The 26,820-nt window shown below is 60.2% G+C and carries 25 protein-coding genes, 1 tRNA gene and 1 riboswitch; of the genes, 8 read left to right on the top strand and 18 right to left on the bottom strand.

Translation table 11 applies throughout. The annotated features are described in order from the left end of the window. Positions 1-354 precede the first annotated feature (354 nt). Positions 355-430 (top strand) — tRNA-Val (locus GR197_RS09940). 291 nt (positions 431-721) lie between these two features. Continuing rightward, positions 722-934 (top strand): hypothetical protein, encoded by a 213-nt coding sequence (locus GR197_RS32735; protein WP_164008945.1) that lies wholly within the window; start codon positions 722-724, stop codon positions 932-934. A gap of 395 nt (positions 935-1,329) precedes the next feature. Here GR197_RS32735 and GR197_RS09930 read toward each other — a convergent pair whose 3' ends face one another. Beyond that, complete coding sequence (locus GR197_RS09930) at positions 1,330-1,878, bottom strand: glutathione peroxidase (protein ID WP_164008943.1); 549 nt, start codon at positions 1,876-1,878, stop codon at positions 1,330-1,332. A 236-nt stretch (positions 1,879-2,114) separates the two neighbouring features. Continuing rightward, complete coding sequence (locus GR197_RS09925) at positions 2,115-2,474, bottom strand: hypothetical protein (RefSeq protein WP_164008941.1); 360 nt, start codon at positions 2,472-2,474, stop codon at positions 2,115-2,117. Positions 2,475-2,637: 163 nt separating this feature from the next. On the opposite strand from GR197_RS09925, the gene GR197_RS09920 reads away from it, so the two are divergent. Beyond that, positions 2,638-3,243 (top strand): class I SAM-dependent methyltransferase, encoded by a 606-nt coding sequence (locus GR197_RS09920; RefSeq protein WP_164008940.1) that lies wholly within the window; start codon positions 2,638-2,640, stop codon positions 3,241-3,243. Positions 3,244-3,249: 6 nt separating this feature from the next. Here GR197_RS09920 and GR197_RS09915 read toward each other — a convergent pair whose 3' ends face one another. After that, the gene (locus GR197_RS09915; RefSeq protein ID WP_204330134.1) at positions 3,250-3,672 is read right to left on the bottom strand and encodes a (R)-mandelonitrile lyase; all 423 of its coding nucleotides are present in this window, start codon (positions 3,670-3,672) and stop codon (positions 3,250-3,252) included. A 228-nt stretch (positions 3,673-3,900) separates the two neighbouring features. Here GR197_RS09915 and GR197_RS09910 point away from each other — a divergent pair, with 228 nt between their 5' ends. Continuing rightward, positions 3,901-4,887 carry an aldo/keto reductase gene (locus GR197_RS09910; RefSeq protein ID WP_164008936.1) on the top strand — a complete coding sequence of 329 codons (987 nt, stop codon included), beginning with the start codon at positions 3,901-3,903 and terminating at the stop codon, positions 4,885-4,887. Between the two features lie 201 nt (positions 4,888-5,088). Here GR197_RS09910 and ribN read toward each other — a convergent pair whose 3' ends face one another. The 5 genes from ribN to clpP form a co-directional block, all read right to left on the bottom strand. Next, positions 5,089-5,997, bottom strand: a complete 909-nt coding sequence (gene ribN, locus GR197_RS09905; RefSeq protein WP_432444199.1) for a riboflavin transporter RibN — start codon at positions 5,995-5,997, stop codon at positions 5,089-5,091. A gap of 183 nt (positions 5,998-6,180) precedes the next feature. Next, positions 6,181-6,333, bottom strand: a riboswitch (FMN riboswitch). A 136-nt stretch (positions 6,334-6,469) separates the two neighbouring features. After that, positions 6,470-6,745 (bottom strand): DNA-binding protein HupB, encoded by a 276-nt coding sequence (hupB, locus tag GR197_RS09900; protein WP_003573937.1) that lies wholly within the window; start codon positions 6,743-6,745, stop codon positions 6,470-6,472. 205 nt (positions 6,746-6,950) lie between these two features. Continuing rightward, positions 6,951-9,368, bottom strand: a complete 2,418-nt coding sequence (gene lon, locus GR197_RS09895; RefSeq protein WP_164008932.1) for an endopeptidase La — start codon at positions 9,366-9,368, stop codon at positions 6,951-6,953. 422 nt (positions 9,369-9,790) lie between these two features. Next, positions 9,791-11,068: an ATP-dependent Clp protease ATP-binding subunit ClpX gene (gene clpX / locus GR197_RS09890; RefSeq protein WP_007626206.1), complete on the bottom strand. Its 1,278-nt coding sequence runs from the start codon at positions 11,066-11,068 to the stop codon at positions 9,791-9,793. 301 nt (positions 11,069-11,369) lie between these two features. Next, positions 11,370-11,999 (bottom strand): ATP-dependent Clp endopeptidase proteolytic subunit ClpP, encoded by a 630-nt coding sequence (gene clpP / locus GR197_RS09885; RefSeq protein WP_007626207.1) that lies wholly within the window; start codon positions 11,997-11,999, stop codon positions 11,370-11,372. A gap of 404 nt (positions 12,000-12,403) precedes the next feature. Here clpP and GR197_RS09880 point away from each other — a divergent pair, with 404 nt between their 5' ends. Both GR197_RS09880 and GR197_RS09875 read left to right on the top strand, forming a co-directional pair. Next, positions 12,404-13,657, top strand: coding sequence for a diguanylate cyclase (locus GR197_RS09880; RefSeq protein ID WP_164008931.1), 1,254 nt, complete (start codon positions 12,404-12,406; stop codon positions 13,655-13,657). A gap of 148 nt (positions 13,658-13,805) precedes the next feature. Next, positions 13,806-15,050: a cytochrome P450 gene (locus GR197_RS09875; protein ID WP_164008929.1), complete on the top strand. Its 1,245-nt coding sequence runs from the start codon at positions 13,806-13,808 to the stop codon at positions 15,048-15,050. A 16-nt stretch (positions 15,051-15,066) separates the two neighbouring features. On the opposite strand, the gene pstB is transcribed toward GR197_RS09875, so the two are convergent. From pstB to GR197_RS09835, 8 genes are all read right to left on the bottom strand, one after another. Further along, positions 15,067-15,876 carry a phosphate ABC transporter ATP-binding protein PstB gene (gene pstB / locus GR197_RS09870; protein ID WP_164008927.1) on the bottom strand — a complete coding sequence of 270 codons (810 nt, stop codon included), beginning with the start codon at positions 15,874-15,876 and terminating at the stop codon, positions 15,067-15,069. Further along, complete coding sequence (gene pstA, locus GR197_RS09865; RefSeq protein WP_164008925.1) at positions 15,876-16,733, bottom strand: phosphate ABC transporter permease PstA; 858 nt, start codon at positions 16,731-16,733, stop codon at positions 15,876-15,878. Before pstA ends, pstB begins: the two co-directional genes overlap by 1 nt. A 1-nt stretch (position 16,734) precedes the next feature. After that, the gene (gene pstC / locus GR197_RS09860; protein ID WP_164008923.1) at positions 16,735-17,712 is read right to left on the bottom strand and encodes a phosphate ABC transporter permease subunit PstC; all 978 of its coding nucleotides are present in this window, start codon (positions 17,710-17,712) and stop codon (positions 16,735-16,737) included. A gap of 80 nt (positions 17,713-17,792) precedes the next feature. Next, on the bottom strand, positions 17,793-18,815 hold the full coding sequence (gene pstS / locus GR197_RS09855) for a phosphate ABC transporter substrate-binding protein PstS (protein WP_164008921.1): 1,023 nt from the start codon (positions 18,813-18,815) through the stop codon (positions 17,793-17,795). Between the two features lie 352 nt (positions 18,816-19,167). After that, a complete protein-coding gene (locus GR197_RS09850; protein ID WP_164008919.1) occupies positions 19,168-21,297 on the bottom strand; it encodes a bifunctional diguanylate cyclase/phosphodiesterase in 2,130 nt (709 codons plus the stop codon). A gap of 232 nt (positions 21,298-21,529) precedes the next feature. Then, positions 21,530-21,874: a cupin domain-containing protein gene (locus tag GR197_RS09845; RefSeq protein WP_164008917.1), complete on the bottom strand. Its 345-nt coding sequence runs from the start codon at positions 21,872-21,874 to the stop codon at positions 21,530-21,532. A gap of 22 nt (positions 21,875-21,896) precedes the next feature. Further along, complete coding sequence (locus GR197_RS09840; RefSeq protein ID WP_164008916.1) at positions 21,897-23,180, bottom strand: O-acetylhomoserine aminocarboxypropyltransferase; 1,284 nt, start codon at positions 23,178-23,180, stop codon at positions 21,897-21,899. A gap of 141 nt (positions 23,181-23,321) precedes the next feature. Continuing rightward, positions 23,322-23,750, bottom strand: a complete 429-nt coding sequence (locus tag GR197_RS09835) for a CoA-binding protein (RefSeq protein ID WP_164008914.1) — start codon at positions 23,748-23,750, stop codon at positions 23,322-23,324. A 176-nt stretch (positions 23,751-23,926) separates the two neighbouring features. Here GR197_RS09835 and GR197_RS09830 point away from each other — a divergent pair, with 176 nt between their 5' ends. Continuing rightward, complete coding sequence (locus tag GR197_RS09830) at positions 23,927-24,250, top strand: hypothetical protein (RefSeq protein WP_164008912.1); 324 nt, start codon at positions 23,927-23,929, stop codon at positions 24,248-24,250. A gap of 475 nt (positions 24,251-24,725) precedes the next feature. Continuing rightward, positions 24,726-25,562 (top strand): EamA family transporter, encoded by an 837-nt coding sequence (locus GR197_RS09825; protein WP_164008910.1) that lies wholly within the window; start codon positions 24,726-24,728, stop codon positions 25,560-25,562. Between the two features lie 43 nt (positions 25,563-25,605). Here the strand turns inward: GR197_RS09825 and GR197_RS09820 are convergent, their stop codons facing one another. Both GR197_RS09820 and GR197_RS09815 read right to left on the bottom strand, forming a co-directional pair. After that, positions 25,606-26,430 carry an enoyl-CoA hydratase gene (locus GR197_RS09820; RefSeq protein WP_164008908.1) on the bottom strand — a complete coding sequence of 275 codons (825 nt, stop codon included), beginning with the start codon at positions 26,428-26,430 and terminating at the stop codon, positions 25,606-25,608. Between the two features lie 97 nt (positions 26,431-26,527). After that, entirely contained in the window at positions 26,528-26,758 is a 231-nt protein-coding gene (locus GR197_RS09815) for a DUF1127 domain-containing protein (protein ID WP_164008906.1), read from the bottom strand. Positions 26,759-26,820: the final 62 nt, after the last annotated feature.

Below are 26,820 nucleotides of genomic sequence, written 5' to 3'. Positions count from 1 at the left end.
CTGCCCGTTTCGATGAGCGGCTAACTACGGGGTTCGCCATTTAGTGTCAAGCAGGTTTGGAGACAAAACCATGACAGCCGTTGAATTGTTTTGGTAAGGTCGCGCGGAATGGAGGAAAAGCTGGCAAATCCGTTTCCTGCTGCAGCACCGAGGCCGGATCGAAGCCGCCGGGACAGTCGAAGCCTGCATGCCCCTCCCCTTTATCCACAGCCTTGCCGCGCCCACCTGCCCCGCAAGGAACAGGAGCGTTGCCAAAAAAATCAAAAAATCTTCACAAACGCTCTTGCGGTTTTGCCGCGATCCGCATAGATCACGGCCACCAACGCGGCAGGCCGATCCGGCTTCGCTCGCGATGGGCGATTAGCTCAGTTGGTAGAGCGCCTCGTTTACACCGAGGATGTCGGGAGTTCGAGTCTCTCATCGCCCACCATTTTTTCTTCCCATAAAGTGTCAAATAGCTGGCTGATGTTGAGGCTTCGCAGGTAGACGCCCGTATTGTTTCGTCACCTATCTGGAATGCCGATTGGCCACTGATCCAGGTGAAGCGCCCGGCAGCTTCGGATGCGGCGCGTCGCCTGAACCAGCACTCCACCAAAACGGACTACTCCCGGCCCGCCGTGCCACCTCCTATTGGGCGAATGGATGGGGGCCGGCAAAAGTGGGAGAATTCGCCGCCCGGAAATCTCCGCGCTTGAAGGCTTACAATGCCTGGAGGTGTGCCATGAGGACTCTCTGCTCCGCATTGACGCTGTGCATCGCGATCGCCCTTTGCACGCCAAGCGCCAGATATGTCAGCCTGCCCGGATACGCATTCAAGACGAATCCGAAATGCGAGCGCCACGAGCCGAAGACGCGATTCGACAGGAGGTGTGACTGGCCGAGAGTGGGCTTCAAGGACTTTACGCCCCCGCTGGTGACCGTGCTTGGGATCTGACGATTTTCAGCGTCTTTGCGAATCATCGCGGTCCACTCGCGCTTGCCAGCCCGACGGCATCCATTGCTTTTTGACTGCGACAGAGGGTCGAATGCCTTCGCTGTGAACTCCCCACCAGACTCTATATAGCCCTTCGGAATCCCGAAATTGGTCGCGGGATTGAAATCATTGCATGTTTTTTTCTGTCGGCGCCTCGCGAAGCGCCGCGGATTTCGGAATCCCGAAGCGGGGAATTTCGGGATCCCGAAGTGGCGTTCTGAAGCATGTCGCGCAAAAGTGCGCAGCGGTTTTGCGGCAGCGACATGCGCAAAACAAAGAACTAAAGCGCGAGAAGCGAAGCTGAAAGATCGCGAAGCGCTTTAGAAGCGTGACGGTTGGGGTTCATCGCCGACCATTCACCCCTTCGCCAGTTCTTTCTCCACCGCCGAAACCAGCCGCGAATCATCCGCCGTCACATCAGGCGCGAAGCGGGCGGCGACTTTGCCGTCGCGGCCGATCAGGAATTTTTCGAAATTCCAGAGAATATCGTCCTCGTCGCCACCTGCCAGGCCATGGGACTTCAGCCGTTCACGCATCGGGCCCTCGCCTGTCGTTTTCACGCCAGACTTCGTCAGTTGCCGGTAGAGCGGATGCTGGGCTTCGCCCTTGACCGAGATCTTCGAGAAGATCGGGAAGGTGACATCGTAGGTGCTGGTGCAGAAATCGAGAATCTCGGCGTCGGTGCCGGGCTCCTGGCCCTTGAAGTCGTTGGCGGGGAAAGCGGCAATGACGAAGCCGTGTTCGCGCTTTTCGCCATAGAGCTTTTCGAGCCCCTCATATTGAACAGTCAGCCCGCATTTCGAGGCGACATTGACGACCAGGAGCACGCGGCCCTTGTATTCGTTGAGCGCGGTTTCACGACCATCCACCGTTTTCACAGGAATATCCAACACGTTCGCCGTCACGGGAATCTCCAATTTTTATAGGAACATATTCGCCAAACTTAGCGATTTCGCCGCGGTTGTCATCGGCGTCCGAATCAATTCCGCGTCAGAAAACACCGGTGTGGCCGAATGCATGTCATCAGGACGTGTGCAGCGGTTTCGGGATACGACATGCATCAAAATAAAAAGCTAAAGCGCGTCGCGTGAATCAAATTCGACGCGATGCGCTTTAACAGCCCGTGCCGGGATTAGACCTCTCAGGCCGGGGATGTTTCCTTCACGTCGTCGAGCAGGAAGTGCACGACGATATAATCCGTCTTGAAATGGCGGCCGCTGTCCGACACGGAATCGACGCTGCCGCCGTCCTTCGGGTGCCAGGCGTGATAGTGCGGGTTGGTGGTGATCAGCGTGATAGCCTTGCCTTCCAGCGCTTCCTCACCAAGCCGAAAGCGCATCTCGGCCAGCGGCCAGATCCGCTCGTAATCCGCCATGCTGATGCGTGCCTTCAGCGCCTTGCGGTGCAGCGGTGCTTCGCCGGCCTCGGCCGGTGATTCCAACATCACCTCCTCGGCCCCTTTAATGATGGCGTTGAACTCTTCTGGCCACATGCGTCTCATAAAATCGCTCCTCCCGAGGCTCTCGTCAGTCCACAGGTGAAACTTAGCGATTTGTTCGAAAGAAGCAAATTCCCGTCATGCGGTTGTCATCGAGGTCCGCTGCTCCTACGTTCGCCGCAGACCGCATCAGGGCCGTCAGACGCCCGCAATCCCGAGATCAGAGATGAAGACACGTGAAGACAGGCAGGCGCTCCGGGCGAGCATGCCGCGCACTCCGCTCAGCGCCCATCATATGGAAAATGCCCGCCTGCTGCCGGATCGCGGCGAGCTGCTCTACCGCATCCCGAACGGCGGCATCGGCGTCGAGGTGGGTGCTGCCTTCGGCGAATATACGGCGGAGATCCTGGAAAAGAATCGCCCGGCGCAGCTCTATCTCATCGATCCCTGGTCGATGGATCGCTACAGCTCCGGGCTCGATGCGATCCATACGAATTTCGCAGCCGAAATCGAGGCCGGCCGGCTGCATCTGATGCAAGGCACATCGCTGGAAAAGCTCGCCGAGTTTGCCGACGATTTCCTCGACTGGGCCTATATCGATACCGACCACTCCTTCGAGCTCACCTGGCAGGAACTGCTGCTCTGCGAAAAGAAGGTGAAGCGGACGGGACGCATTGCCGGGCATGATTTCTGCACCGGCAATACGGTCAAGCCGATCGTCTATGGCGTCGTCGAGGCGGTCACCAAATTCTGCAAGGATTACGGCTGGCAATTCGAGTTCCTGACGGTCGAATCACACGCGCATTTTTCCTATTGCCTGAAGCGGCTCTAAGCGGGCTTACACCTCGCCGGAATATTGCGCGTCGCTGACCTTTTCCATCCAGTCGACGTGCTTGCCGTCCAGCGCCTCGTGAATGGCGATGTGCGTCATCGCCGTGTCCGCCGCAGCGCCGTGCCAATGTTTTTCGCCCGGCGAAAACCAGACCGTGTCGCCGGCGCGGATCTCGCTTATCCCACCGCCCCAGCTCTGAACGAGGCCCCTGCCAGAAGTCACGATCAGCGTCTGGCCGAGCGGATGCGTATGCCAGGCGGTGCGGGCGCCGGGTTCGAAGGTGACCGAGGTTGCCCGCATCCGGGCCGGTTCGGGCGTCTCCATCAGCGGATCCTGACGGACCGCGCCGGTGAAATAATCGGCAGGCGGCTTCATCGAGGGGCGAGAGCCGGCAGGTTTGATCTCCATGATCTTTCTTTTTCCATTCATTGCGGTTGAAGCCTTGTGGCGGAACGATATTTCATCGAGGCAACCAATCAAGGCCGGATCGGCAATTGCCGCATAGTTGTCCGCCTGATAGGCCAATATCTTTCATCACCTAAAGCGCGCCGCATTGAACTTGGTTCATGCGAAGCGCTTTAGCCCTTTGTTTTTATGCATGTCGTTGTCCCGGAACCGCTGCACACTTCCGGGCAACATGCATTGGGAGGATTTTTCATGAAACACCATGCTTTCGGCCGCATGCCTTTCACCGTCACCAATGTCGGCTTCGGCGCTTGGCAGATCGGCGGCTCCTGGGGCGATATCAGCGAGGCGGATGGACGCACGGCGCTCAACGCCGCACTCGATGCCGGCATGACCTTCATCGATACGGCTGACGTCTATGGCGACGGCCGCTCGGAAAAGATCATCGCCGACGTGCTGAAGGCGCGCGGCGGCCAGCGTCCGATGGTCGCCACCAAGGCCGGCCGCCGGCTCAACCCGCATGTCGCCGAAGGTTATACCAAGGTCAACCTCGAAGGCTTCATCGACCGCAGCCTTGAGAATCTTGCCGTCGACAGCCTTGACCTCGTGCAGTTGCACTGCCCGCCGCGTGAGGTGTTTTACCAGCCTGAGGTCTTCGAGAACCTGAACGCGCTGCAGACGGCCGGCAAGATCAAGGGTTACGGCGTCAGCGTCGAAAAGGCCGAGGACGGGCTGAAGGCGATCGAATATCCTGGCGTCGTCAGCATCCAGATCATCTACAATATTTTCCGCCAGCGTCCCGACCACCTGTTCTTCCAGGAAGCGCGCCGCAGGAACGTGGCGATCATTGCCCGCGTGCCGCTGGCAAGCGGCCTTCTCTCCGGCAAGATTACCCGGGATACCCACTTTGCCAGCGACGACCACCGCAATTTCAACCGAAACGGCGAAGCCTTCGATGTCGGCGAAACCTTTGCCGGCGTGCCCTTCGAGGTCGGCCTGCAAGCGGTGGAAGAGGTGCGCAAGCTGGTGCCTCAGGGCGCCACCATGGCGGCCTTTGCGCTGCGCTGGATCCTGATGGCTGAAGCCGTCACTGTCGTCATCCCCGGCGCCCGCAATGGCGAACAGGCCAAAGCCAATGCGGCTGCCGCCGATCTGGCGCCGCTTGCTGCCGATGTCATGGCCGCAACACGCGAGATCTACACGCGGCTGATCGCGCCGCATGTGCATCAGCGCTGGTAGGGTTGGAGCGTCGCTTTTTTTGTCAGGGCTGCGGCAAGTCGAGACCGGCCTTCCTTCGGCTGCCGCCACCAGACGGGTCGAGTCACGGTCTCAACCCGTCCCTCGCAAACGGGGCGATATGCCGCAACCTCTCCGTTCGCTGCCCACCTCTCGCATGGTACGTCCCCTTTCCCCGTTTTCCGGGGAGAGCGTCAGCGTACCTCATGCGGGTTTCCGCTCTCGTCGCATCTCGTTTCGCATGAGGAACAGCGAGGCGGATAGGATGAGAGCTGCACCGAGCCAGAGGTAGCCCGCCGGGGCATAACCGAAGAACAGCCAGCCGGCCAGTACATTCAGCGGCAGTTTCAGATCGTCGAAGGGCTGGACGTAGGCGGCGTCCGCTGCGGCATAGGCAAGTGTCAGGAAATACTGCGCGGCGGCGGTCAGCAGCCCCGCCAGTAAGAATAAGGCAAGCGTCGCACCCGTCGGCACTGCAAAGCCTGCCGCAAGCGCCAGCCCGCCGTTTATCGGCGTCAGCAGAACGAGCAGCCAGACGGTGATCGTCTCCGGTCGTTCGATGCCCGTCAGGCTCTTGGTGATCAGCGAGGAGGCGCCCCAGAGCAGTGCCGAAAGCACCGGGAGGAGTGCTGCCCAGCCAAAGCCGTCCGACCATGGTTGCAGGATGATCATCGCGCCGGTGAAACCGGCTGCGGTCGCCGCCCAGCGGGCCGGGCCGACGCGCTCACCCAGAAAAAGCCTGGCGCCGAGAATGATGAAGAAGGGCGAGGTCATCACCAGTGCGATCGCCTGCCAGATCGGCACCGCGGCAAGGCCGGCGACCCAGGCCTCGACGCCGAGCGCCGCAAGCACGACGCGCGCCAGGTGACGCCAGGGATAGTGCGTGCGCATCGCCGCCAGGCCGAGCCTGCGAAGGAACGGCAGCGAAAAGGCGAAGGCGAAGCCATATTGCCAGAAGGCTGCCGAGGCCGAGGGAAAGGCAAGTTTCATCGTCAGCCATTGGGTGACGACGTTGAGAAGCGAAAAGGCGATGCCGGCAAGGACCATCCAGAGTGCACCGACAACGGCGCGGGACGGCTCGACCGCAAGAGAATTCTGATTCATGTCTTTCATCCAGAACCTACAGCGCCGCGCGTCCTTTCAGACGCGCAAGGGACGCTGTAGCACTTTGAATTGCATAATTTCCTCCCTAAATCGATTCCGATTTAGGGAATTATGCAGGGACCAGCACAAATCAGGACGCATGAGGCCGGGCTTCGAACGACAAGGCAGATCCCCGCCCCTCGCACGGCCGACACTCATTCTCTTCCATCCGGACTTTAACCGTCGGCTCCGGAATCGCACCGGATCTGCTGACCCCTCCCAAGCGACAGCTTGGGAAAGCGCTCGCGGGCTCGGGCCGAGACCCTTACCGCCGGTGGGGAGTTTCACCCCGCCCTGAGAACAGAACTGTCGTAAATCAAAGCCTGCATGGCGGCAAGGGCGACAAAGCAAAGGGCCCAAAGCAAAAGGGGTCCGGCAAAGCCGAACCCCTTTCCAAATCCTGCACAGCCGGTCTCGTTTACGGCTGGCGGATAATCTCAGATCAGCCGTTGACGGCGTCTTTCAGGCCCTTGCCGGGCGTGAACTTCGGCACGTTGCGAGCCGGAATGTCGACTTCAGCGCCCGTCGATGGGTTGCGGCCCTTCGATGCGGCACGATGAGAAACGGTGAAGCTGCCGAACCCTGCAAGGCGGATGTCGCCCTTGTTCTTGAGTTCACCCTGGACAACGTCGAAAACCGCGTCAACAGCGGAAGCCGCGTCAGACTTCGTCAGTCCTGCCTTTTCGGCGACTGCGGACACGAGTTCATTCTTGTTCATGTTTCCACCCCTTTCTAAATGGTACGAAACGACTCAATATAAGCTAGGCGCCGAATAGGTATCATCAGGCCCGCCGGGAACCCAAAAGCCCTGCAAATCAAGGAAAAGCAAGCGTCTACATGACGTTTTCACAAAAAAGGCTGGCGTTTTCGCCAGCCTTTTTCCGTCTTTTCAGCCAATGGGGCATAAATGTGGCCGAGGCCACTCAATGCGCTATGGTGGCGCCCGTCTCATCGAGGCCTTCGACCGATGCGATGACCGGTGTTTCCACCGTGCCGTCCCATTCGATCGGCTCCGGCCGCCGGACCAGCGCATGCTTGATCACCTCGCCCATACGGGACACCGGGATGATTTCCATGCTGTTCTTCACGTTATCCGGAATCTCCGCCAGATCCTTGGCGTTTTCCTCCGGAATCAGCACTTTCTTGATGCCGCCGCGAAGCGCTGCGAGCAGCTTTTCCTTGAGACCGCCGATCGGCAGCACACGGCCGCGAAGGGTGATTTCACCGGTCATGGCCACGTGCCTGTTCACCGGGATACCGGTCATGATCGAGACGATCGCGGTCGCCATGGCGACGCCGGCCGAGGGGCCATCCTTTGGCGTCGCACCTTCCGGCACGTGCACGTGGATGTCGCTCTTGTCGAAGCGCGGCGGTTCGATGCCGAAATCGACAGCGCGCGAGCGGACATAGGAGGCCGCCGCCGAGATCGATTCCTTCATGACTTCCTTCAGATTGCCGGTGACCGTCATGCGGCCCTTGCCCGGCATCATCACGCCTTCAATGGTCAAAAGCTCGCCGCCCACTTCCGTCCAGGCAAGACCGGTGACAACGCCGACCTGATCCTCGCCTTCGGCTTCGCCATGGCGGAAGCGCGGGACGCCCAGATAGTCGGAGATGTTGGCAGCCGTCACATGAACGGACTTCGTCTTGCCCTTGATGATCTCGGTGACCGCCTTGCGGGCGAGCTTCATCAGTTCGCGTTCGAAGCTGCGGACGCCGGCTTCACGGGTGTAGTGCTGGCTGATGGACATCAGGGCGTCGTCGCTGACCGAGAATTCTTCCGGCTGCAACGCATGTTCCTTGATGGCCTTCGGCAGCAGATGCCGCTTGGCGATCTCACGCTTTTCATCTTCGGTGTAGCCGGCGATACGGATGATCTCCATGCGGTCCATCAGCGGCGCCGGGATATTCAGCGTATTCGCCGTCGTGATGAACATCACATCCGACAGGTCGTATTCGACTTCCAGATAATGGTCCATGAAGGTCGAGTTCTGTGCCGGATCGAGCACTTCGAGCAGGGCCGAAGACGGATCGCCGCGATAGTCCTGTCCGAGCTTGTCGATCTCGTCGAGCAGGAACAGCGGGTTGGACTTCTTCGCCTTCTTCATCGACTGGATGACCTTGCCGGGCATCGAGCCGATATAGGTGCGGCGATGACCGCGGATTTCGGCTTCGTCGCGAACGCCGCCCAGCGCCATGCGGACATACTCACGGCCGGTCGCCTTGGCGATAGACTGCGCGAGCGAGGTCTTGCCGACACCCGGAGGGCCAACGAGGCAGAGGATCGGGCCCTTGATCTTGGTGGCGCGAGCCTGCACGGCAAGATATTCGACGATGCGCTCCTTGACCTTGTCGAGACCGAAGTGATCGGCTTCGAGGATCTTCTCGGCATTGTTGAGATCGGCCTTGATCTTCGACTTCTTGCCCCAAGGAATGCCGAGCAGCCAGTCCAGATAATTGCGCACGACGGTGGCTTCGGCCGACATCGGGCTCATCTGGCGCAGCTTCTTCAGCTCCGCATCGGCCTTTTCACGGGCCTCCTTGGACAGCTTGGTCTTGGAGATGCGCTCTTCCAGCTCGCTCATCTCGTCGCGGCCTTCCTCGCCGTCGCCGAGTTCCTTCTGGATCGCCTTCATCTGTTCGTTCAGGTAGTATTCGCGCTGGGTCTTCTCCATCTGGCGCTTGACGCGCGAGCGGATGCGCTTTTCGACCTGCAGGACCGAAATCTCGCCTTCCATGAAGCCGAGGGCCTTTTCAAGGCGAGCCTTGACGCTGGTGGTTTCCAGCATCTCCTGCTTCTCGGTGATCTTGATCGACAGATGCGAGGCGACCGTATCGGCGAGCTTGGAATAGTCGTCGATCTGGCTGGCGGCACCAACCACTTCGGGCGAAATCTTCTTGTTGAGCTTCACATAGCTCTCGAATTCGGAGACGACCGAACGCGACAAGGCTTCCAGTTCGACCGGATCGTCATGCGGTTCCTCGAGCACGTGGCCGAGCGCCTCATAGAAATCCTCGCGGCTGGTATAGGTATCGATTTCGGCGCGGGCGCGGCCTTCGACCAGAACCTTGACGGTGCCGTCGGGCAGCTTCAACAGCTGCAACACGTTGGCCACGGTGCCGACCTTATGGATCGCTGACGGATCCGGATCGTCGTCGCTGGCATTGATCTGCGTCACCAGCATGATCTGCTTGTCGGAACCCATGACCTCTTCGAGCGCACGGATCGACTTTTCCCGTCCGACGAACAGCGGCACGATCATATGCGGGAAAACCACGATGTCGCGCAGGGGCAGAACAGGGTAGGCAGTGCTGCTCGCTACAGACGTTTTTTTCGTCATTTTTAAGTCCTTTCCATCGTCCCGTTGCCGGGCTCTCTGCGCGGCCGCTTGGGACCGGCCGGCACTCTCACTTGGTTCTACAAGTGGAGGTTCTGACTACGCTTTTCAAGCCACGCTAACGCCCGCGTTCCCCGGATGTGACAGCTTCATTACAACGGAACACCGACACTATGAAGCGCGTGGCTGGACCGGCGCTTACCACTTCCGACCCGGCTAAAATACAAACGCCGACAATAGGCTTACGGAATTACGGCATCATTGCCAAGCAGTCTTCCTTGCGCAACATCGGCCCCATCCCAACATCGGCAAAGGCAATTCCGGTTCCCACCGGCAAAATACTAACAGTGCCTCGGATGGTTTTTCAAATAGAAAGGGGCCTGCCAATGGCAAGCCCCCAAAATAATCGTGCGAAAGCGCAAAGGTTACGCCGAAGCGTTGGCCTTTTCTTCCTGACGATCGGCATAGATGTACAGCGGACGGGCCGAACCGCGCACCACTTCCTCGGAGATGACGACTTCGCGCACGCCTTCCAGCGTCGGCAGTTCGAACATCGTGTCGAGCAGGATCTTCTCCATGATCGAGCGAAGGCCGCGGGCGCCGGTCTTGCGGACGATCGCCTTGCGGGCGGTTTCGCGCAGGGCATCCTCGTGGAAGGTCAGTTCCACGTCTTCCATCTCGAACAGGCGCTGATACTGTTTGATCAACGCGTTCTTCGGCTCGGACAGGATCTGGATCAGCGCATCTTCATCGAGATCTTCGAGGGTCGCCAGAACCGGCAGACGGCCGATGAACTCCGGGATGAGGCCGAACTTGACCAGGTCTTCCGGCTCCAGTTCGCGCAGGACTTCGCCGACACGGCGGTCGTCCTGGGCCTTGACGGTGGCGCCGAAGCCGATCGAGGTCTTCTCGCCGCGGGCGGAGATGATCTTGTCGAGGCCGGCGAAGGCGCCGCCGCAGATGAACAGGATGTTCGTCGTGTCGACCTGCAGGAATTCCTGCTGCGGGTGCTTGCGGCCGCCCTGCGGCGGAACGGAAGCGACCGTGCCTTCCATGATCTTCAGCAGCGCTTGCTGCACGCCCTCACCCGAGACGTCGCGGGTGATCGACGGGTTGTCGGACTTGCGCGAAATTTTGTCGACTTCGTCGATGTAGACGATGCCGCGCTGCGCACGCTCGACATTGTAGTCGGCCGATTGCAGCAGCTTCAGAATGATGTTTTCGACATCCTCGCCGACATAGCCGGCCTCGGTCAGCGTCGTCGCATCGGCCATGGTGAAGGGAACGTCGATGATGCGGGCGAGCGTCTGGGCAAGATAGGTCTTGCCGCAGCCGGTCGGGCCGACGAGCATGATATTCGACTTCGCCAGCTCGACTTCGCCGTTCTTGGAGGCGTGCGCCAGGCGCTTGTAATGGTTGTGAACGGCGACCGACAGGATCTTCTTCGCCTGCCGCTGGCCGATGACATATTCGTCGAGGACCTTGATGATGTCCTGGGGCGTCGGAACGCCGTCGCGGGACTTGACCATCGAGGACTTGTTCTCCTCGCGGATGATGTCCATGCACAGTTCGACGCATTCATCGCAGATGAAGACGGTCGGTCCGGCAATCAGTTTCCGGACTTCGTGCTGGCTCTTTCCGCAGAACGAACAATAGAGTGTGTTCTTGGAGTCGCCGCCGTTGCTGCCGCTGACCTTGCTCATTTCACTTTCCTTCCAGCACGCCGCATTTCAAGGCGAAATCGCGGTCCACTCTATCAGCTCCTGGCGGCACTCCGTTTCCGGAGCCTTTGCCGAGAAGGGCTTCAGGGGCTACGAACCAGGCCCAACAATCATGTCCGGGTCCCGGCGGCAACGAATCCCCTTCGAATGCCGAATGCTATGTCATAAAAATTCAACATAGCATTAATAGTTACTATTAGCGTCTTCGTCGCCTGTTGAAAGCCCTTGTTCAATCACAAATGGGATAGAACTGTGGCGACGAAAACACCATCCCTATTAATTACTAGGCCTGTTCGCCTTCCATTTCGATGCGCGAGGTCAGAACCTTGTCGATCACGCCCCAAGTCTGGGCCTCGTCGGCATCCATGAAATGGTCACGATCGAGCGTCTTTTCAACTTCCTCGTAGGTGCGGCCGGTGTGCTTGACATAGACCTCGTTCAGGCGACGCTTCATCTTGAGGATGTCGCGGGCGTGGCGCTCGATATCCGAAGCCTGTCCCTGGAAGCCGCCCGAGGGCTGATGCACCATGATGCGGGAATTCGGCGTGGCGAAGCGCATGTCCTTGTGGCCGGCAGCCAGCAACAGCGAGCCCATGGAGGCGGCCTGGCCGATGCAGAGCGTCGAAACCGCGGGCTTGATGAACTGCATCGTGTCGTAGATCGCCATGCCGGCGGTGACGACGCCACCCGGCGAATTGATGTAGAGGGCGATTTCCTTCTTCGGGTTTTCGGCCTCGAGGAAGAGAAGCTGGGCGCAGACGAGCGTCGCCATATGGTCTTCGACGGCACCCGTCAGGAAGATGATGCGTTCCTTCAACAGGCGGGAATAGATGTCGTAGGAGCGTTCACCGCGGTTGGTCTGTTCCACGACCATCGGCACGAGGGCCATTGCGGTATCGACTGGGTTTCTCATGTGCGTCCTTTGTCAACGTCTCGCCGGCCCGCGCCGGGAATCAAAGAAAATGTCTATCCCTACATAGAGTGTCCCTGCCCTCCTCTTCAAGACACGCATGAGGATAACGTTAAGAAGGCGGGGCAAAGCGGCCTTAGCTGGTAGCCTCTTTCCCCCAAACGCCTGTTAACGGCGAGGCCCTGGCAGCCTCGCCCCCGGCTTTTCTCGACGACAGGATGAAGGAATGCTTACTTCATTCGAGAGCGCTCATAAACGTTTACCCTAGAGAAAGCCTACCGGCAGATATCAGCCCAAAAGCGTGCTGCGGCGCAACAGCATTAAGGAAGTGGCGAGCTTCATCAGCAAGGATACAGGCCAACAAATAGCGGCCGACAGATAAGGCCGACGGGCAAGGGGTTGCTGCCGTGTTCAATATTGCTACAGGTCTCGCCATCTGGTGTTCGGAGGCGATGACGCTCGCTCTGGTGCTGTTCGTCGCCTGGCGCCACAATGTCAGGAACGAGGCCTACCTCTATTGGGGCATCGGCTTTCTGCTGACCGGTATCGGCTTTGCGATGATCGCGCTGCGCGGCCAGGTGCCCAGCCTGTTGTCCATAGAGATCGGCAATGCCATCGCGCTGCTCGGCCAGAGCGCCTGGGTGGCGGGTTTTCTGGCGCTGGACCGAAAACGGATCGAATGGTGGGCGCTGCTGCCGCCGGCGATCTGGCTCGCCGGGGTCTTTCTGCCCTGGGTCAACAGCGATTATTCAAACCGGGTGGTGCTCTATAATCTCGCTTCGGCGACGGGTGCGACGGCGCTTGCCCTGGCGGTCGCCGCCGGCGACATGCGCCGCGAGCGTACCCGCGTCAAGCTGATGGGCGTGTTCGTCATCCAGGGCTGCCTGTGCTTCGGCTCGGCGCTGACGATGGCGCTGACGCTGCCGAGCGATATCGAAGCGACCAATCTCGGCGGCGCCTCGGCCATGGCAAGCGCCTTCCTGCTGACCATCGCCTTCGCGTTCACCTGCCGGCTGATCATGGAGCGCTCCGAACGGCATCTGCGCGCCCTCACCCTGACCGATTCGCTGACCGGCGTGCTCAACCGCCGCGGCCTGCTCGGCTATTTCAACGCCATCCAGGAAAAAGCTCATAACGACCAGCGCCAGGTCGCAGTGATGCTCTTCGATCTCGACCATTTCAAACGCGTCAACGACCGTTTCGGCCACCAGTCCGGCGATACCGTGCTGACCGAATTCGCGCGGATGGCCCGCCAGTATATTCCGAACCACATCTTCGGCCGTATGGGCGGCGAAGAATTCGCAGCCTTCGCCGCGGTCACGGACCAGACCGAAGCCGAGGCGATCGCCGAAGCGATCCGCACCGAATTCTGCCGTCTTCCCGTCAGCACCGGAGAGGCAATCGTTCCGGTCACGGTCAGCATCGGCATTGCGCTCGCCTCCTCGATCGAAGCCAATACCGACAAGCTGATCTCGGCCGCCGACCGGGCGCTCTACGCGGCAAAGGGCGCCGGCCGCAACTGCACCGTCACCTTCGGCGAGGCGGAGGCGGCAGCGCCGGCGCCGGCCACGCCGAGCAACACCGCCGGCGAACTCGTGCCGACGGTCGACGACCAGGTCGAGGCCCTGCGGCGCATGGGCACGCTGTCGCGGGCCGGCTAGTATCACACCGAAAACCGAAATCAATCCCCAGGGTTAGGCACAGCTTTTAAAGTGATTGACGCGCGCGGCTGGGCGCGCGTCAATTCCGGGCGTCTCGCCCTCACCCCGCATCTTTCCGAGGCCGGGCAAATCCGCTAAGCCTTCGGGCATGATGATACCACCCTTTCTCTCGATCGATCCGGCCAGCCGCCACGTCTCGCTGGACGCCCGCAACCCGGCCTTCTACGGCAACCCGAATGCCGCCTATGCCGCCCTCCACGCCCATTGCCCGACCTTTTACTGGAGCGAGCAGAAGCAGTGGTTCTTCACCGGTTACGACCATGTGAACGGGCTGCTGCGCGACCGCCGCTTCGGCCGGCAGATCCTGCATATCGCCAGCCGCGAGGAACTCGGCCTTGTCGAGCCGATGCCGCATCTTGCCAGTTTCGATCTCTCGGAACGTTATTCCCTGCTCGAACTCGAACCGCCGGAGCACACGCGGCTGCGCACCCTCGTCAACCGCGCCTTCGTCTCCCGCCATGTCGAGAAGATGAAGCCGGAGCTTGCCGAACTGGCCAACCGACTGATCGACGGCTTCGCCGACAAGGGTGAGGTCGAACTGCTTTCTGCCTTTGCCGACATCATCCCGGTGACGATGATCGCCAGGATGATCGGCATTCCGGAGGAGATGGGTCCACAGCTGCTTGCCTGGTCGCACGCCTATGTCCGCATGTACATGTTCGGCCGCACGCGCGAGCAGGAGGACGAGGCCGAACGGGCGGCGAAGGAATTTTCCGACTACGTTAAGACGGTGATTGCAGAGCGCCGGGCCGAGCCGCGCGACGACCTGCTGACCCACATGATCCACACTGAGCACAAGGGTCAGTATCTCACGGAGGAGGAGCTGATCTCGACGACGATCGTGCTGCTCAATGCCGGGCACGAGGCGACCGTGCACCAGATCGGCAACTCCGTGCGCATCATCCTCGACAGCGGCTCGGATCCTGCGGCGCTCTTCCGGGACGAGGCGACGACCGAGCGCACAGTCGAGGAAACCCTGCGCATCTGCGCGCCCGTCCACATCTTCCAGCGCTGGGCGCTCGAGCCAGCCGAAATCGACGGCATCGCCTTCCAGCGCGGCGACAAGGTCAGCCTCATCCTCGCTGCCGCCAATCTCGATCCGGCGAAATTCACCGATCCGCTCGCCTTCCGGCCCGATCGCAACGAGGCAGCCAACCTCTCCTTCGGCGCCGGCATCCATTTCTGCATCGGCGCGCCGCTGGCACGGCTGGAGCTCAACGTCGTGCTGCCGATCCTGTTCGAGCGGCTTGCCGGCCTGAAGTTGGCGAAGACGCCTGAAGTCAAGGACGTCTATCATTTCCACGGACTTGACCGGCTGGATTTGCGGTGGTGACCCACCGCTTCGCAGATCAGCCGTAACGGCCGGTGATATAGTCTTCAGTGCGCTTGACCTTCGGCGACTGGAAAATCTCAGCAGTCGGGCCGTATTCGATGAGCTCGCCAAGATACATGAAGGCGGTGTTGTCGGAGATGCGGCTTGCCTGCTGCATGTTGTGGGTGACGATGACGATGGTAAATTCGCCCTTCAGCTGAGCGATCAATTCTTCCACCTTGGCGGTGGAGATCGGATCGAGGGCCGAGGTCGGCTCGTCGAGGAGCAGGACTTCCGGGCGCAGCGCCACACCGCGAGCAATGCAGAGACGCTGCTGCTGGCCGCCGGAAAGACCGAGGCCGCTGCCCTTCAACTTGTCCTTGACCTCGTCCCACAGAGCGGCCTGACGCAGCGCCTGCTCGACGCGGATGTCCATGTCGGCCTTGTTGAGGCGCTCATGGTGGCGGATGCCGTAGGCGATATTGTCATAGATCGACATCGGGAACGGCACGGGCTTCTGGAACACCATGCCGACGCGGGCGCGCAGCTCGTTCATCGAGAAGCCCGGGTCGAGGATGTTCTTGCCGTCGAGTTTGATCGAGCCGGTGGCGCGAATCTTCGGATAGAGCATGTAGATGCGGTTCAGGATGCGCAGCAGCGTAGACTTGCCGCAGCCGGACGGACCGATCAGGGCCGAGACCCGGCGCTCAGGGAAGTTCAGGCTCACATCCTTGATCGCGTGGGTGTCACCGTAATAGAAATTGACTTTCTCAAGCGCGAACTTGTCTTTTGCCAGCGGCTTTCCCGACTTGGCAGCAGGATCGAACGTGTCTGCGGACTGAAGCATCATTTCCCACCTTTTCGGTTGAGGACGGAGCGCGATACAACGCTCAGGATCAAAACGACGGCGGTCATCACGAAGGCACCGGCCCAGGCGAGATTCTGCCATTGCTCATAGGGGCTCATAGCGAACTGGAAGATGACGACGGGAATATTCGCCATCGGCTGCGACATATCCAGGCTCCAATACTGGTTGTTCAGAGCTGTGAAGAGGAGCGGCGCGGTTTCTCCCGAAATGCGGGCGATCGCAAGGAGAATACCGGTCAGAATGCCGGTGGACGCGGCGCGATAGAGCACGTTGACCGTGACCTTCCAGCGCGGGATGCCGAGCGACAAGGCTGCCTCGCGCATGACATCGGGAACCAGCCGCAGCATCTCGTCGGTCGTGCGCACCACGACCGGCAGGAAGATGAAGGCGAGCGCGATGCCGCCGGCAAAGCCGGAGAAGCGGTATGTCGGGCGGACGACCAGCTGGTAGACGAACAGGCCGATGATGATGGACGGCGCCGAGAGCAGGATATCGTTGACGAAGCGGATTGCCTCGCCGAGCTTTTTGCCGCGGCTGAACTCCGACAGATAGGTGCCGGCGAGCACGCCGATCGGTGTGCCGATGACGACAGCCAGCACGACCATCAGCAGGCTGCCCATGAACGCGTTGGCGAGACCGCCGCCGTCTTCGCCGGGCGGCGGCGTCATTTCGGTGACGAGACTGGGGCTCAGCGCGGACAGACCGTGGATCAGCGTCGTCCAGAGAATCCAGGCCAGAAATACCAGGCCGAACACGGTCGCCAGGCCGCAAAACGTCAACGCAATCGCGCTGCCGATCTGGCGACGGCGGTAAAGGGAACCCGAATACGTGGCCATATTACTCCCCTCTCTGCTTTGCCATGCGCACCAGCATGAGCTTGGCGGCCGCCAGAACGATAAAGGTGACGACAAAGAGGATCAGGCCAAGAGCTGCGAGCGACGATCTGTAGAGGTCATCCGACGCCTCGGCAAACTCGTTGGCGAGGGTGGCGGCGATCGAGGTGCCGGGCTCCATCAGCGACACGGCGATATTATGAGTGTTGCCGAGCACGAAGGTCACCGCCATGGTTTCGCCGAGCGCACGGCCGAGACCGAGGAAGATGCCGCCGACGACGGCGGTGCGGGTGTGCGGGATGACGATGTCGCGCACCACTTCCCATTTGGTCGAACCAAGCGCATAGGCCGATTCCTTCAACTGCGCGGGCACGACCAAGAAGACGTCGCGCATGACCGAGGAAATGAAGGGGATGATCATGATCGCCAGCACGATTCCCGACGTCAGCATGCCGATGCCAAGCGGGGCGCCTGAAAACAGCACGCCGATCCCCGGGATCGGGCCCAGCCAGTCGATCAGAACCGGCTGAATATAATCCGACATGAAGGGAGCGAAAGTGAAGAGCCCCCACATGCCGTAAATGATCGAGGGGATGCCGGCGAGAAGCTCGACAGCGCCGCCGATCGGGCCGCGCATGGAGCGCGGCGCAACTTCGGTAATGAAAACGGCGATACCGAGGCTGACGGGGACGCCGATGATCATGGCGAGCGCCGAGGTGACCAGCGTGCCGTAGATCGGCACGAGCCCCGCAAACTGCTCGGCGACCGGATCCCATTCCGTGCCGGTGAGGAAGCCAAACCCGAAGGTCCGGAACGCCTGAAAACCACTCAATGCCATCGAAATCGTTGCGGCCAGCAGCGCTGCCAGAACGAACAGGCCGCAGCCCAACACTATCCAGTAAAAAATACGATCGCCGGTCGCACTGTGGCGACGCTTCACGCCCGTTCCGGAGGCGGGCAGCGATGCCAATGCTTCGCTCATATCAATATGCTCGACTGCTTTGAGGAAAGACATACGGGGCGGAAAGCCTCGCTTTCCACCCCGACCGCAGGTCTTGCAGATCAGCCCTTGAAGGAGGCCGTCCAGTAGTCCTCGATCTGCTTCACGAGGGTTTCCGGAAGCGGAACGTAATCGAGAGAAGAGGCTTCCTTCTGGCCGTTTTCGAGCGCCCATTTGAAGAAGGTGAAGGCTGCCTTGGAGCGCGCCGCATCCTTCGGGTCCTTGTACATGACCGCCCAGGTCGTAGCGGTCACCGGCCAGGCCTTTTCGCCCGGAGCGTTGGTCATGATCAGGTAGAAGTCCTGAGCCTTGGTCCATTCGGCGCTGGCAGCAGCGGCCGAGAAGCTTTCTGCATTCGGCTTAGGATACTGGCCGGCAGCGTTCTGGATCAGAACGTAGGGCAGCTTGTTCTGCAGGGCGTAGGCATATTCGACGTAGCCGATCGAATCCTTGACGCGGGTGACGTAAGCGGCAACGCCTTCGTTGCCCTTGCCGCCGATGCCGACCGGCCAGTTGACGGCGGTGCCTTCACCGACCTTGCTCTTCCAGTCTTCGTTGACCTTGGAGAAATAATTCGTCCAGTTGAACGAGGTGCCCGAACCGTCCGAACGGTGTACGACGGCGATCTGGCTGTCGGGCAGCTTCAGGCCCGGGTTCAGATCGGCGATGGTCTTGTCGTTCCACATGGTGACATTGCCGAGATAGATGTCGGCGAGAACCTTGCCGGTGAGTTTCAGTTCGCCCGACTTGATGCCCTTGACGTTGATAACAGGCACGATGCCGCCGACGACGAGCGGGAACTGGCCGAAACCGCCATCGGACAGTTCCTTGGGCTCGAGCGGCTTGTCGGATGCGCCGAAGTCAACCGTTGCTGCCTTGATCTGGGCGATACCGCCGCCCGAACCGATCGACTGGTAGTTCAGCTTGTCGCCGGTCTGCTTGTTGTAGTCGGCGGACCACTTGGACAGGACCGGATAGACGAAGGTGGAGCCGGCGCCGGTGATATCGGCAGCCGACGCCGAAACCGCCAGAGCGGCAACCAAGCCCGCGCCGAGGCAGGCCGAGAGGAGTTTCCTAGTGAGCATGTGAAGCGCTTCCCTAATGGATTTGAAGAACGACGAGACCAGCGCCACGGAGGGGGTATCCATTGGTCTCAAGCGCTGAAATTCTCATCCCATCAGGCGGGCTAGGCGCGTATTATTACAGTTTGATGACGGTTATGGAGGGTCGAAACCGAAGGCAGAGCCGCGCATCAAATGCCGAAGCCGCAGCCTTCCCGTTGAAACGCGGACTTAACAAAGCCTTAGCAAAAACATCGGGATAGATTGACGCATGGCTGTGGTCGATTGCCGCAGCATGCCCGAAAAGATCGCTTTTCAAATTTTCGAAATGCGGGGCCAACGCGTTGCAACGCCGGCAACGCCCATCAATCGCGCGTCAGGCGGCCGACTCTTCTTCCAGTTTGCTGGATATATCGCGTGCCGACATCGGTCTTCCCATCAGATAGCCTTGAAGCTGATCGCAGCCGGCCTCTCGCAAGATCGCCGCCTGGCGGCTGTTCTCGATGCCTTCGGCGGTCACGGGAATCTGCAGGGCGGTCGCCAGGGAAATGGTCGCGCGAAGGACGTCGGCGCCGTTGGCGCCTTCATCGAGAGCGGATACAAGCGAGCGATCGATCTTCATGCGATCGAACCCGAACTGCCGCAATGCGCCGATGCTGGCGTAGCCGCAGCCAAAGTCGTCGAGCGCGAACTTGATACCAACGCGCTTGAGCTGATCAATCGACCGCCGGGCCTGATCCGGATTTGTCATCAGAACACCTTCAGTGATTTCCAAGGTCAGGCGTTTTGGATCGAAATTGCGCTCCTGCAGGACCGAAATCACTTCGGCGGCAAATTCGGGATTGCAGAGCTGGATTGGCGAGACGTTCACCGACAATGCCAGATCGGGCCAGCTCTCGGCATGCTCGATCGATGTTCTCAGCATGTGGACGCCGAGCGCGTCGATGAGGCCGCACCGCTCGGCGAGAGGGATGAAAATCTCCGGGCTGATATTTCCCGTTGGCGTTCGCCAGCGTGCGAGTGCTTCAAGACCAGTGACAGCGCCTGTCGTGGCAGAGACGAGCGGCTGGAAAACCGCTTCGATCGCACCGCTGCTGATGGCGTACTTCAACAGGCCTTCCAGCTCGGCGACCCGTTGGCGTTCCTCGTCCAGTTCGGGGTCGTATTCGATCGCCTGGCCTCTGCCATTCGCCTTGGCACGATAGAGAGCCATGTCCGCTCTGCGGAGAAGCTCCAAGGGCTCGATGTCTCCGTCGCGCCCGGCAGCTCCGATGCTTGCTCCAACTTCGATCGTTCGTCCTTCGATTTTGAAGGGCTCGGCAAACAGTGCCAGAATGGTCTTTTCCATATCTTCTGAGGTAGCAGACCCAACATGCACCAGCGCGAATTCGTCACCTCCCAGCCTGGCCGCGGCGACGACCTCGGGGTGGCAGGCCATCAGCGCGTTCGAGACCAGTCGGATCAAATCGTCGCCGACCGCATGCCCCCAGGCATCGTTGACGGCCTTGAAGCCATCGAGGTCGACCAGATAGAGCCGGAGTGGCGAAGAGCCCGAACTTTCCAACTCTTCCAGCAGGCTCAGAAGTCCGTGTCTGTTCAACAGGCCGCTCAGGCTGTCATGGCCGGCTTCGAAAAGCGCTGTGTCCGCCAACTGGCGCAGGCGCCGTGCCTCGGACGCCCCGACCATCAGAACGCCGATCAGGAACAGCGCAAGAATGGCGACGGCGGCCGCAACATAGGGCGTGACCTGATGAAACACGGTGCTTCCCGGCGCCTTGCTCGGCCATACGAGGTAGCCGATGACGGCGCCTTTCATGTCGGTGATCGGGGTATTCAGAAATTCCGGCCTGGGCTTCGTCTCAAGGTGCAGGCCTTCGAGTTCATGTTCGTTCGAGAGCGCGTCGAGAACCGCGGGCGTAAATTCCTTATAAAAGCTCAGCACGCTGAGTTTCGGAAGCTCTCCGGAGGCTTCGAAGGGCTGGATTGCCTGCGATGCGAGAAGAGCGATACCGCTTTCGGTCTTGATGAAGTTGACCATTGGCGCCCGTTCGGGATCGGCAGATGCGTTGATCTGCCGATAGAAGCCTTCGCCGAAAAAGGCGCTAGGCTCGAAGGGCTTGCCCTTGGCATATGCGGAGACGATCGAAGACCGGTCAGGGCCAATGACGATCGCGCCGTCATAGAGCGCGTAATTCTCGCTGGTCTTTCCCCAATTTTCATAGGCCCAGTCGGCGGCAGCAGCAGATGAGGCCGCACCATAGGCATCGTCCCATACGGCATTGTCCGTCGTCGTCCCGCTCAGACGAGCCACAAAGGCTCCGATCGCCGCGCGGGCAGCGCGCGTGGCCCGCGCATCGTCGATCTCATTCGCCGACCGGGTCATCTTGACGACGACATGAGCCATCAGGCCGGTCAGGACGAGGGCGACGACAAGGAAACAGACCGTTGTCGCAATGATGGAAGAGGTCTGGGTGCGATCGTGCCTACCCGCAAGATTCGACGACATTCATATTCCGCAAGATTAATTGCAAGGCCATGTCTGTGGGGACGGCAGGAGACATCATGTCCGCTATGCGCTGCAGATAAGATATAGCATTTTGACGATGTAGGCTCGATTAACGGGATTGGTTAAAAGCGTTCTATCCGGCAAAGAAGCGCAGTCATTGGCAGAAAGACGGCCGTCATCGCCGCAAATCGGCACAGGCACGCCATTGGCAGCGCCGGTTAGCTGGCGCTGCTTAAACCTTGATCACATAATCCTTGCGAGTCGTTTCAACGACTTCCCACGTTCCCTTGAAGCCGGGTCTCAAGATCATCCGGTCGCCCGTCTTCAGATGAACCGGCTCAGCGCCCTCCTCGGTGACGATCGAATAGCCGGACAGCAGGCTGAAATATTCCCATTCCTCATAAACGATCCGCCATTTGCCCGGTGTCGCCTCCCAGATGCCGGAATAGAGGCCGCCTTCGGCCTCCTCCAGGTTCCAGGTGCGGAAATGCGGATCGCCCGAGATGATCCGGCCGGGCTCCGGGGCGCCGAACTCGGGCTCGACGCCGTCGATGCCGAAGGTGATGAAATTTGTCATCCTCGTCAGGACCTTTCCGATATCAGATCTTCGAGAGCGCCTGTTCGAGATCGGCGATGATGTCCTTGACGTCCTCGATGCCGACGGAAAGGCGGACCACGTCAGGCCCGGCGCCGGCGGCGATCTTCTGGTCGTCGCTCAACTGTCGGTGCGTTGTCGAGGCCGGATGGATGACGAGCGACCGGGTGTCGCCGATATTGGCAAGATGCGAGAAGAGCTCCAGCCCCTCGACCAGCGTCTTGCCAGCCTCATAGCCACCCTTGACGCCGAAGGTGAAGACGGAGCCGGCGCCCTTTGGCGAATAACGCTGCTGCAGGCCGTGGTTCGGGTCGTCGTCGAGGCCTGCATAATTCACCCAGGCGATCTTGCTGTGCGCCTTCAGCCACTTCGCGACGGCGATCGCATTGTCGCTGTGGCGCTGCATGCGAAGCGGCAGCGTCTCGATGCCGGTCAGGATCAGGAAGGCGTTGAAGGGCGAGATCGCCGGGCCAAGATCGCGCAGGCCGAGCACGCGGGCAGCGATGGCAAAGGCAAAATTGCCGAACGTCGCGTGCAGGACCATGCCGTTATATTCCGGCCGCGGGCTCGACAGCATCGGGTAGTTGCCGGATTTCGACCAGTCGAAGGTGCCCCCGTCGACGATGAGGCCGCCCATCGAATTGCCGTGGCCGCCGAGAAATTTGGTCAGCGAATGCACGACGATATCGGCGCCGTGCTCGATCGGGCGGATCAGATAGGGGGTTGCCATCGTATTGTCGACGATCAGCGGCAGGCCGTTGCGATGCGCGACCTCGGCAATGGCGGCGATATCGACGAAGGTGCCGCCCGGATTGGCCAGGCTTTCGATAAAGATGCCGCGCGTCTTGTCGTCGATCTGGCTTTCGAAGCTTGCCGGATCGGCGGGATCGGCCCAGCGTACCTGCCAGCCGAAATTCTCGAAGGCATGGCCGAACTGGTTGATCGAGCCGCCGTAGAGCCTGTTGGCGGCGATGAAATTCTCGCCGGGTCGCATGATGGTGTGGAAGACGATCACTTGTGCTGCATGGCCGGAGGCGACGGCAAGCGCCGCCGTGCCGCCCTCGAGCGCTGCGACGCGCTCCTCGAGCACGGCTTGCGTCGGGTTCATGATACGGCTGTAGATGTTGCCGAAGGCCTGCAGGCCGAAGAGGGCCGCGGCATGATCGGAATCATTGAAGACGAAGGCAGTGGTCTGATAGATCGGCGTTACCCGCGCGCCGGTTGCCGGGTCGGGCTGGGCGCCGGCATGGATCGCCAACGTGTTGAATCCCGGATCGTTCTTGGCCATGTCGTCCTCCACTTGTTGCTGACGGGCAGGATCATAGCCTGTCGCTTATGAAAGTTAATCGCGATCCATTTCAACCCATGGGCATTCGGTGGAAAATCCGTCTCAGCCGACCGCAACTCAAGCAATGAGCTGGCGATGAGGTCAGGCAATGAGACGGGGATACTCGATCGCCGGGCAGCGGTTCATCACCACTTTGATACCGGCCGCCTCCGCCTTTGCGGCGGCCGCATCGTCACGGACGTCAAGCTGGGCCCAGATGATCTGCGGCAACGGCCTCAGCGCCAGCGTCTCCTCGACCACCCCATCCAGATATTCGGCGGCGCGAAACACGTCGACCATGTCGATCGGCACCGGAATGTCGGCGAGCCGGGCATAAACGGTACGGCCCTGGATCTGTTTACCTGCCTGCCCCGGGTTGACGGGAATGACCTCGTAGCCGCGCGACAGCAGATAACCCATGACGCCGTTGCTCGGCCGGGCCGGATTGGGCGAAGCGCCGGTCAGCGCGATGGTCTTTACCGAATGCAGGATTCCGGCGAGATAATCATCCGTATAGGCGTCATGGTTCATGTTGCTTCTCCACTCCCGAAAGCCCAAGAGCATGATGCCGAAAAGTCTAGGCGGTTTTCGGACGGCATCAGGCCCAAATTTTTGATTTGGATCGGCCCGCAGTTTTTTGGTTACCGTGAAACCGGCTGCGTTTCTTTTCCGTATATATCAATCGAGTGCTCCCGGAGGATGATTCGATGAAAAAAATCGCTCTTGCTCTCATGCTCGTGCTCGCCGCATCGCCGGCGCTGGCGATCTCGCGCTACAATCCGCTCACCATGAGCGGCGCCAACGTGCGTGCCGCCATCCACAATCAGGGCGCAGTCATCTTCCGTTACCAGTCTCCCCGCGGCTTGCCGCTTTACGATCGCTATGTCCGCAACAGCAATTATTGTGATGCGACCGATTATGCCGAGTGGACGCATATCCCCTCGAAAGACAATCCCCGCTGCCAGGTGCTGAACTGCCAGAACATCGACAACCTTGACGGGATGCTGTTCGTTCCGCATTATCAACTCTGATGGTTTCGCTGTCCTGACAGTGGCAGGAACGCTATGTCTTTCGCGCTTGTGAAAGGCCGGGGCTCAATCCCGCGCTGCGACTTTTCAAAGAACGCACAATCAAAAGTTTTAAATTTTTGGTGTGTCAAAGTTGTAGAATAATATCTACATTTCAGCGGCATAGAATAGTCGGTCGCCTATTTCCCGCAGATGGTTTCCCCTTTTGTTCACGATAGTACCGCGCTCCGTTCCCGGGTCCATTAGAAACATCTCATAGTTGAAAGGATCGCGTGGATTGAACGCATGTCGCGCGCACGTAAAAATTGCCCCAACCGGCCGCGATTGTTTCCATGCTGAAAGAATGTTATTCGACATATGCACGCGTCTGCGACCGCTGCCCGTGTATTTCGTGCAAATCCCAGTTGTCTTTTCAGGAATTTGAAACGCCGAAGGCGAGGCGTTTTCGGCTCCCCTCATCTTTTCCGGATTTACTCCCTTGCCGCTCGACGTCATTCTGCTCGTTCTCTTCGGCGCACTGCTGCACGCGACATGGAACGCCATCGTCAAGGCGGGAAGCGACAAATCCCTCGACGCGGCATTGATCTCGGCCGGTGGCGCGGTTTCGGCACTGCCGTTCCTGGCATTCCTGCCGTTGCCGCAAGCCTCGGCCTGGCCGTTCATCGGCGCCTCGGCCATCCTGCAATTCGTCTATTTTCAGCTGGTGGCCGCCGCCTACCGGGCCGGTGATATCGGCCTCGTCTATCCTCTGATGCGTGGCTGCGCGCCGCTGCTGATCGCCGCGACAAGTGGTTTCATCCTCAAGGAAGATCTTTCCGGCGGCGCTCTTGCCGGCACGATGACGATTTGCGCCGGCGTGCTGACACTCGCTCTGGAGGCGCGGCGCGGCAGCAGCCACGCCGTCATGCTTTCGCTTCTCAATGCCTGCGTCATCGCCAGCTACACCTATGTCGATGGCATCGGCGCACGCCTTTCCGGCAATGCGATTTCCTACACGTTGTGGATGTCGCTACTGCCACCCGTCCTATTATTTTCCTGGGCGGTTTCGCAGCGCGGCACCTTGGCCGTGGCGCGTCATGTTCGTCGCAACTGGTGGCGCGGCCTCCTCGGTGGCGCCGGCTCGATCGCTTCCTACGGGCTGGCCCTCTGGGCGATGACGAAAGCCCCGGTCGCAACTGTCGCGGCGCTACGCGAAACCTCGATCCTCTTTGCGCTGGTGATCTCGGTTACCGTCTTCAAGGAGAAAGCCAGTGCCTGGCGCTATGTCGCCGGCGTCGTCATCGCGATCGGCGGGCTGGTTCTGAAACTGGCGTGATCATTTGAAACCAAATTTTCGAATTTGGTAATCCGTGCCACGATTATTCGCCCTTCCATTCCGGCGTGCGCTTGCCGAGAAAGGCGCTGATCCCCTCCTCGGCATCCTGCGTCAACATGCTGTCGACCATCACTTTGGTGGCATAGTCATAGGCTGCCTCCACCGGCAGTTCGAGCTGGCGGTTGAAGGCTTCCTTGCCGATCTTCAGCGTCAGTGGCGATTTGCTGGCGATGACAGCCGCATATTTGGAAACCACCTGCGCCAGATACTGCTTCGGCACGATACGATTGACGAGGCCGAAATCCTTGGCTGTGGAGGCATCAATCGTCTCGCCGGTCAAAAGCATCTCCATCGCCTGCTTGCGATGCGCGGCACGGGAAACGGCCACCATCGGCGTCGAGCAGAACAGGCCGATATTGACGCCCGGCGTGCAGAATGTGGACGTGTCCGTGCAGATCGCCAGATCACAGGAGGCGACGAGCTGGCAGCCGGCCGCCGTCGCCAGCCCGTCGACCTCGGCGATGACGGGCTTCGGCAGATGCGCGATCTTCAGCATCAGATCGGCGCAGGTCCGGAAAGACTTGTCGAAGAAGCCGATCCCCTGATCGTCATCGGCGCGATGGGCGGTCATTTCTTTGAGATCATGGCCGGCGGAGAAGACATTGCCGGTCGAGGCGATGACGACGACCCGGACATTCGAATCTGACCCGGCCGTCTCGAGCTCGGTCATCAGCCTCTCGAGCAGCGCAATCGAGAGCACATTGGCCGGCGGGTTGTTGAGCACGAGGCGCAATACGCCGTCGCGCAGTGAGCGGACCAGCAATCCATCCGCCTTGTTTGCGTCCGGGAAGGATACGATTTCGGCCATGATGCTGCTCCCTGCGTTCGATTGCCAGACGGAGGTATTGCCACAAGGCGCCGGCAATTTCGAGCAGGATCCGCGCTTTCCGCACAGGCCGCCGCAGTCAGCACCAGAACCAGGACTTTGCTGTCTCCGCCTTTGCCTGCGCACGGGTCAGACCGACATCGCAAAGCTCGTTGTCGGTAAGTTCCGACAGCGCGCGGCGGCTCCGTCGCTTTTCAAGACGATGCGCGACGGCTGCCAGCAGCCACCGGCCCCAGCGCGCCGTTCCGCGAGGTTTCGACTGAACGATATCGCGCGGCATTTCGAGTATCTCGCTCAATTCCAGGGCCATCTCTTTTTCCCTTTTTCGACGGATAGAAGATGCGCTGGATAATTTGGCGAAGGAAGCTTATG

The sequence above is a fragment of the Rhizobium phaseoli genome, assembly GCF_010668805.1.
In the GTDB taxonomy this organism is placed as follows: domain Bacteria; phylum Pseudomonadota; class Alphaproteobacteria; order Rhizobiales; family Rhizobiaceae; genus Rhizobium; species Rhizobium phaseoli_A.
The sequence above is the reverse complement of the archived record's forward strand: the minus strand, read 5'-3'. Positions and strand labels throughout refer to the sequence as shown.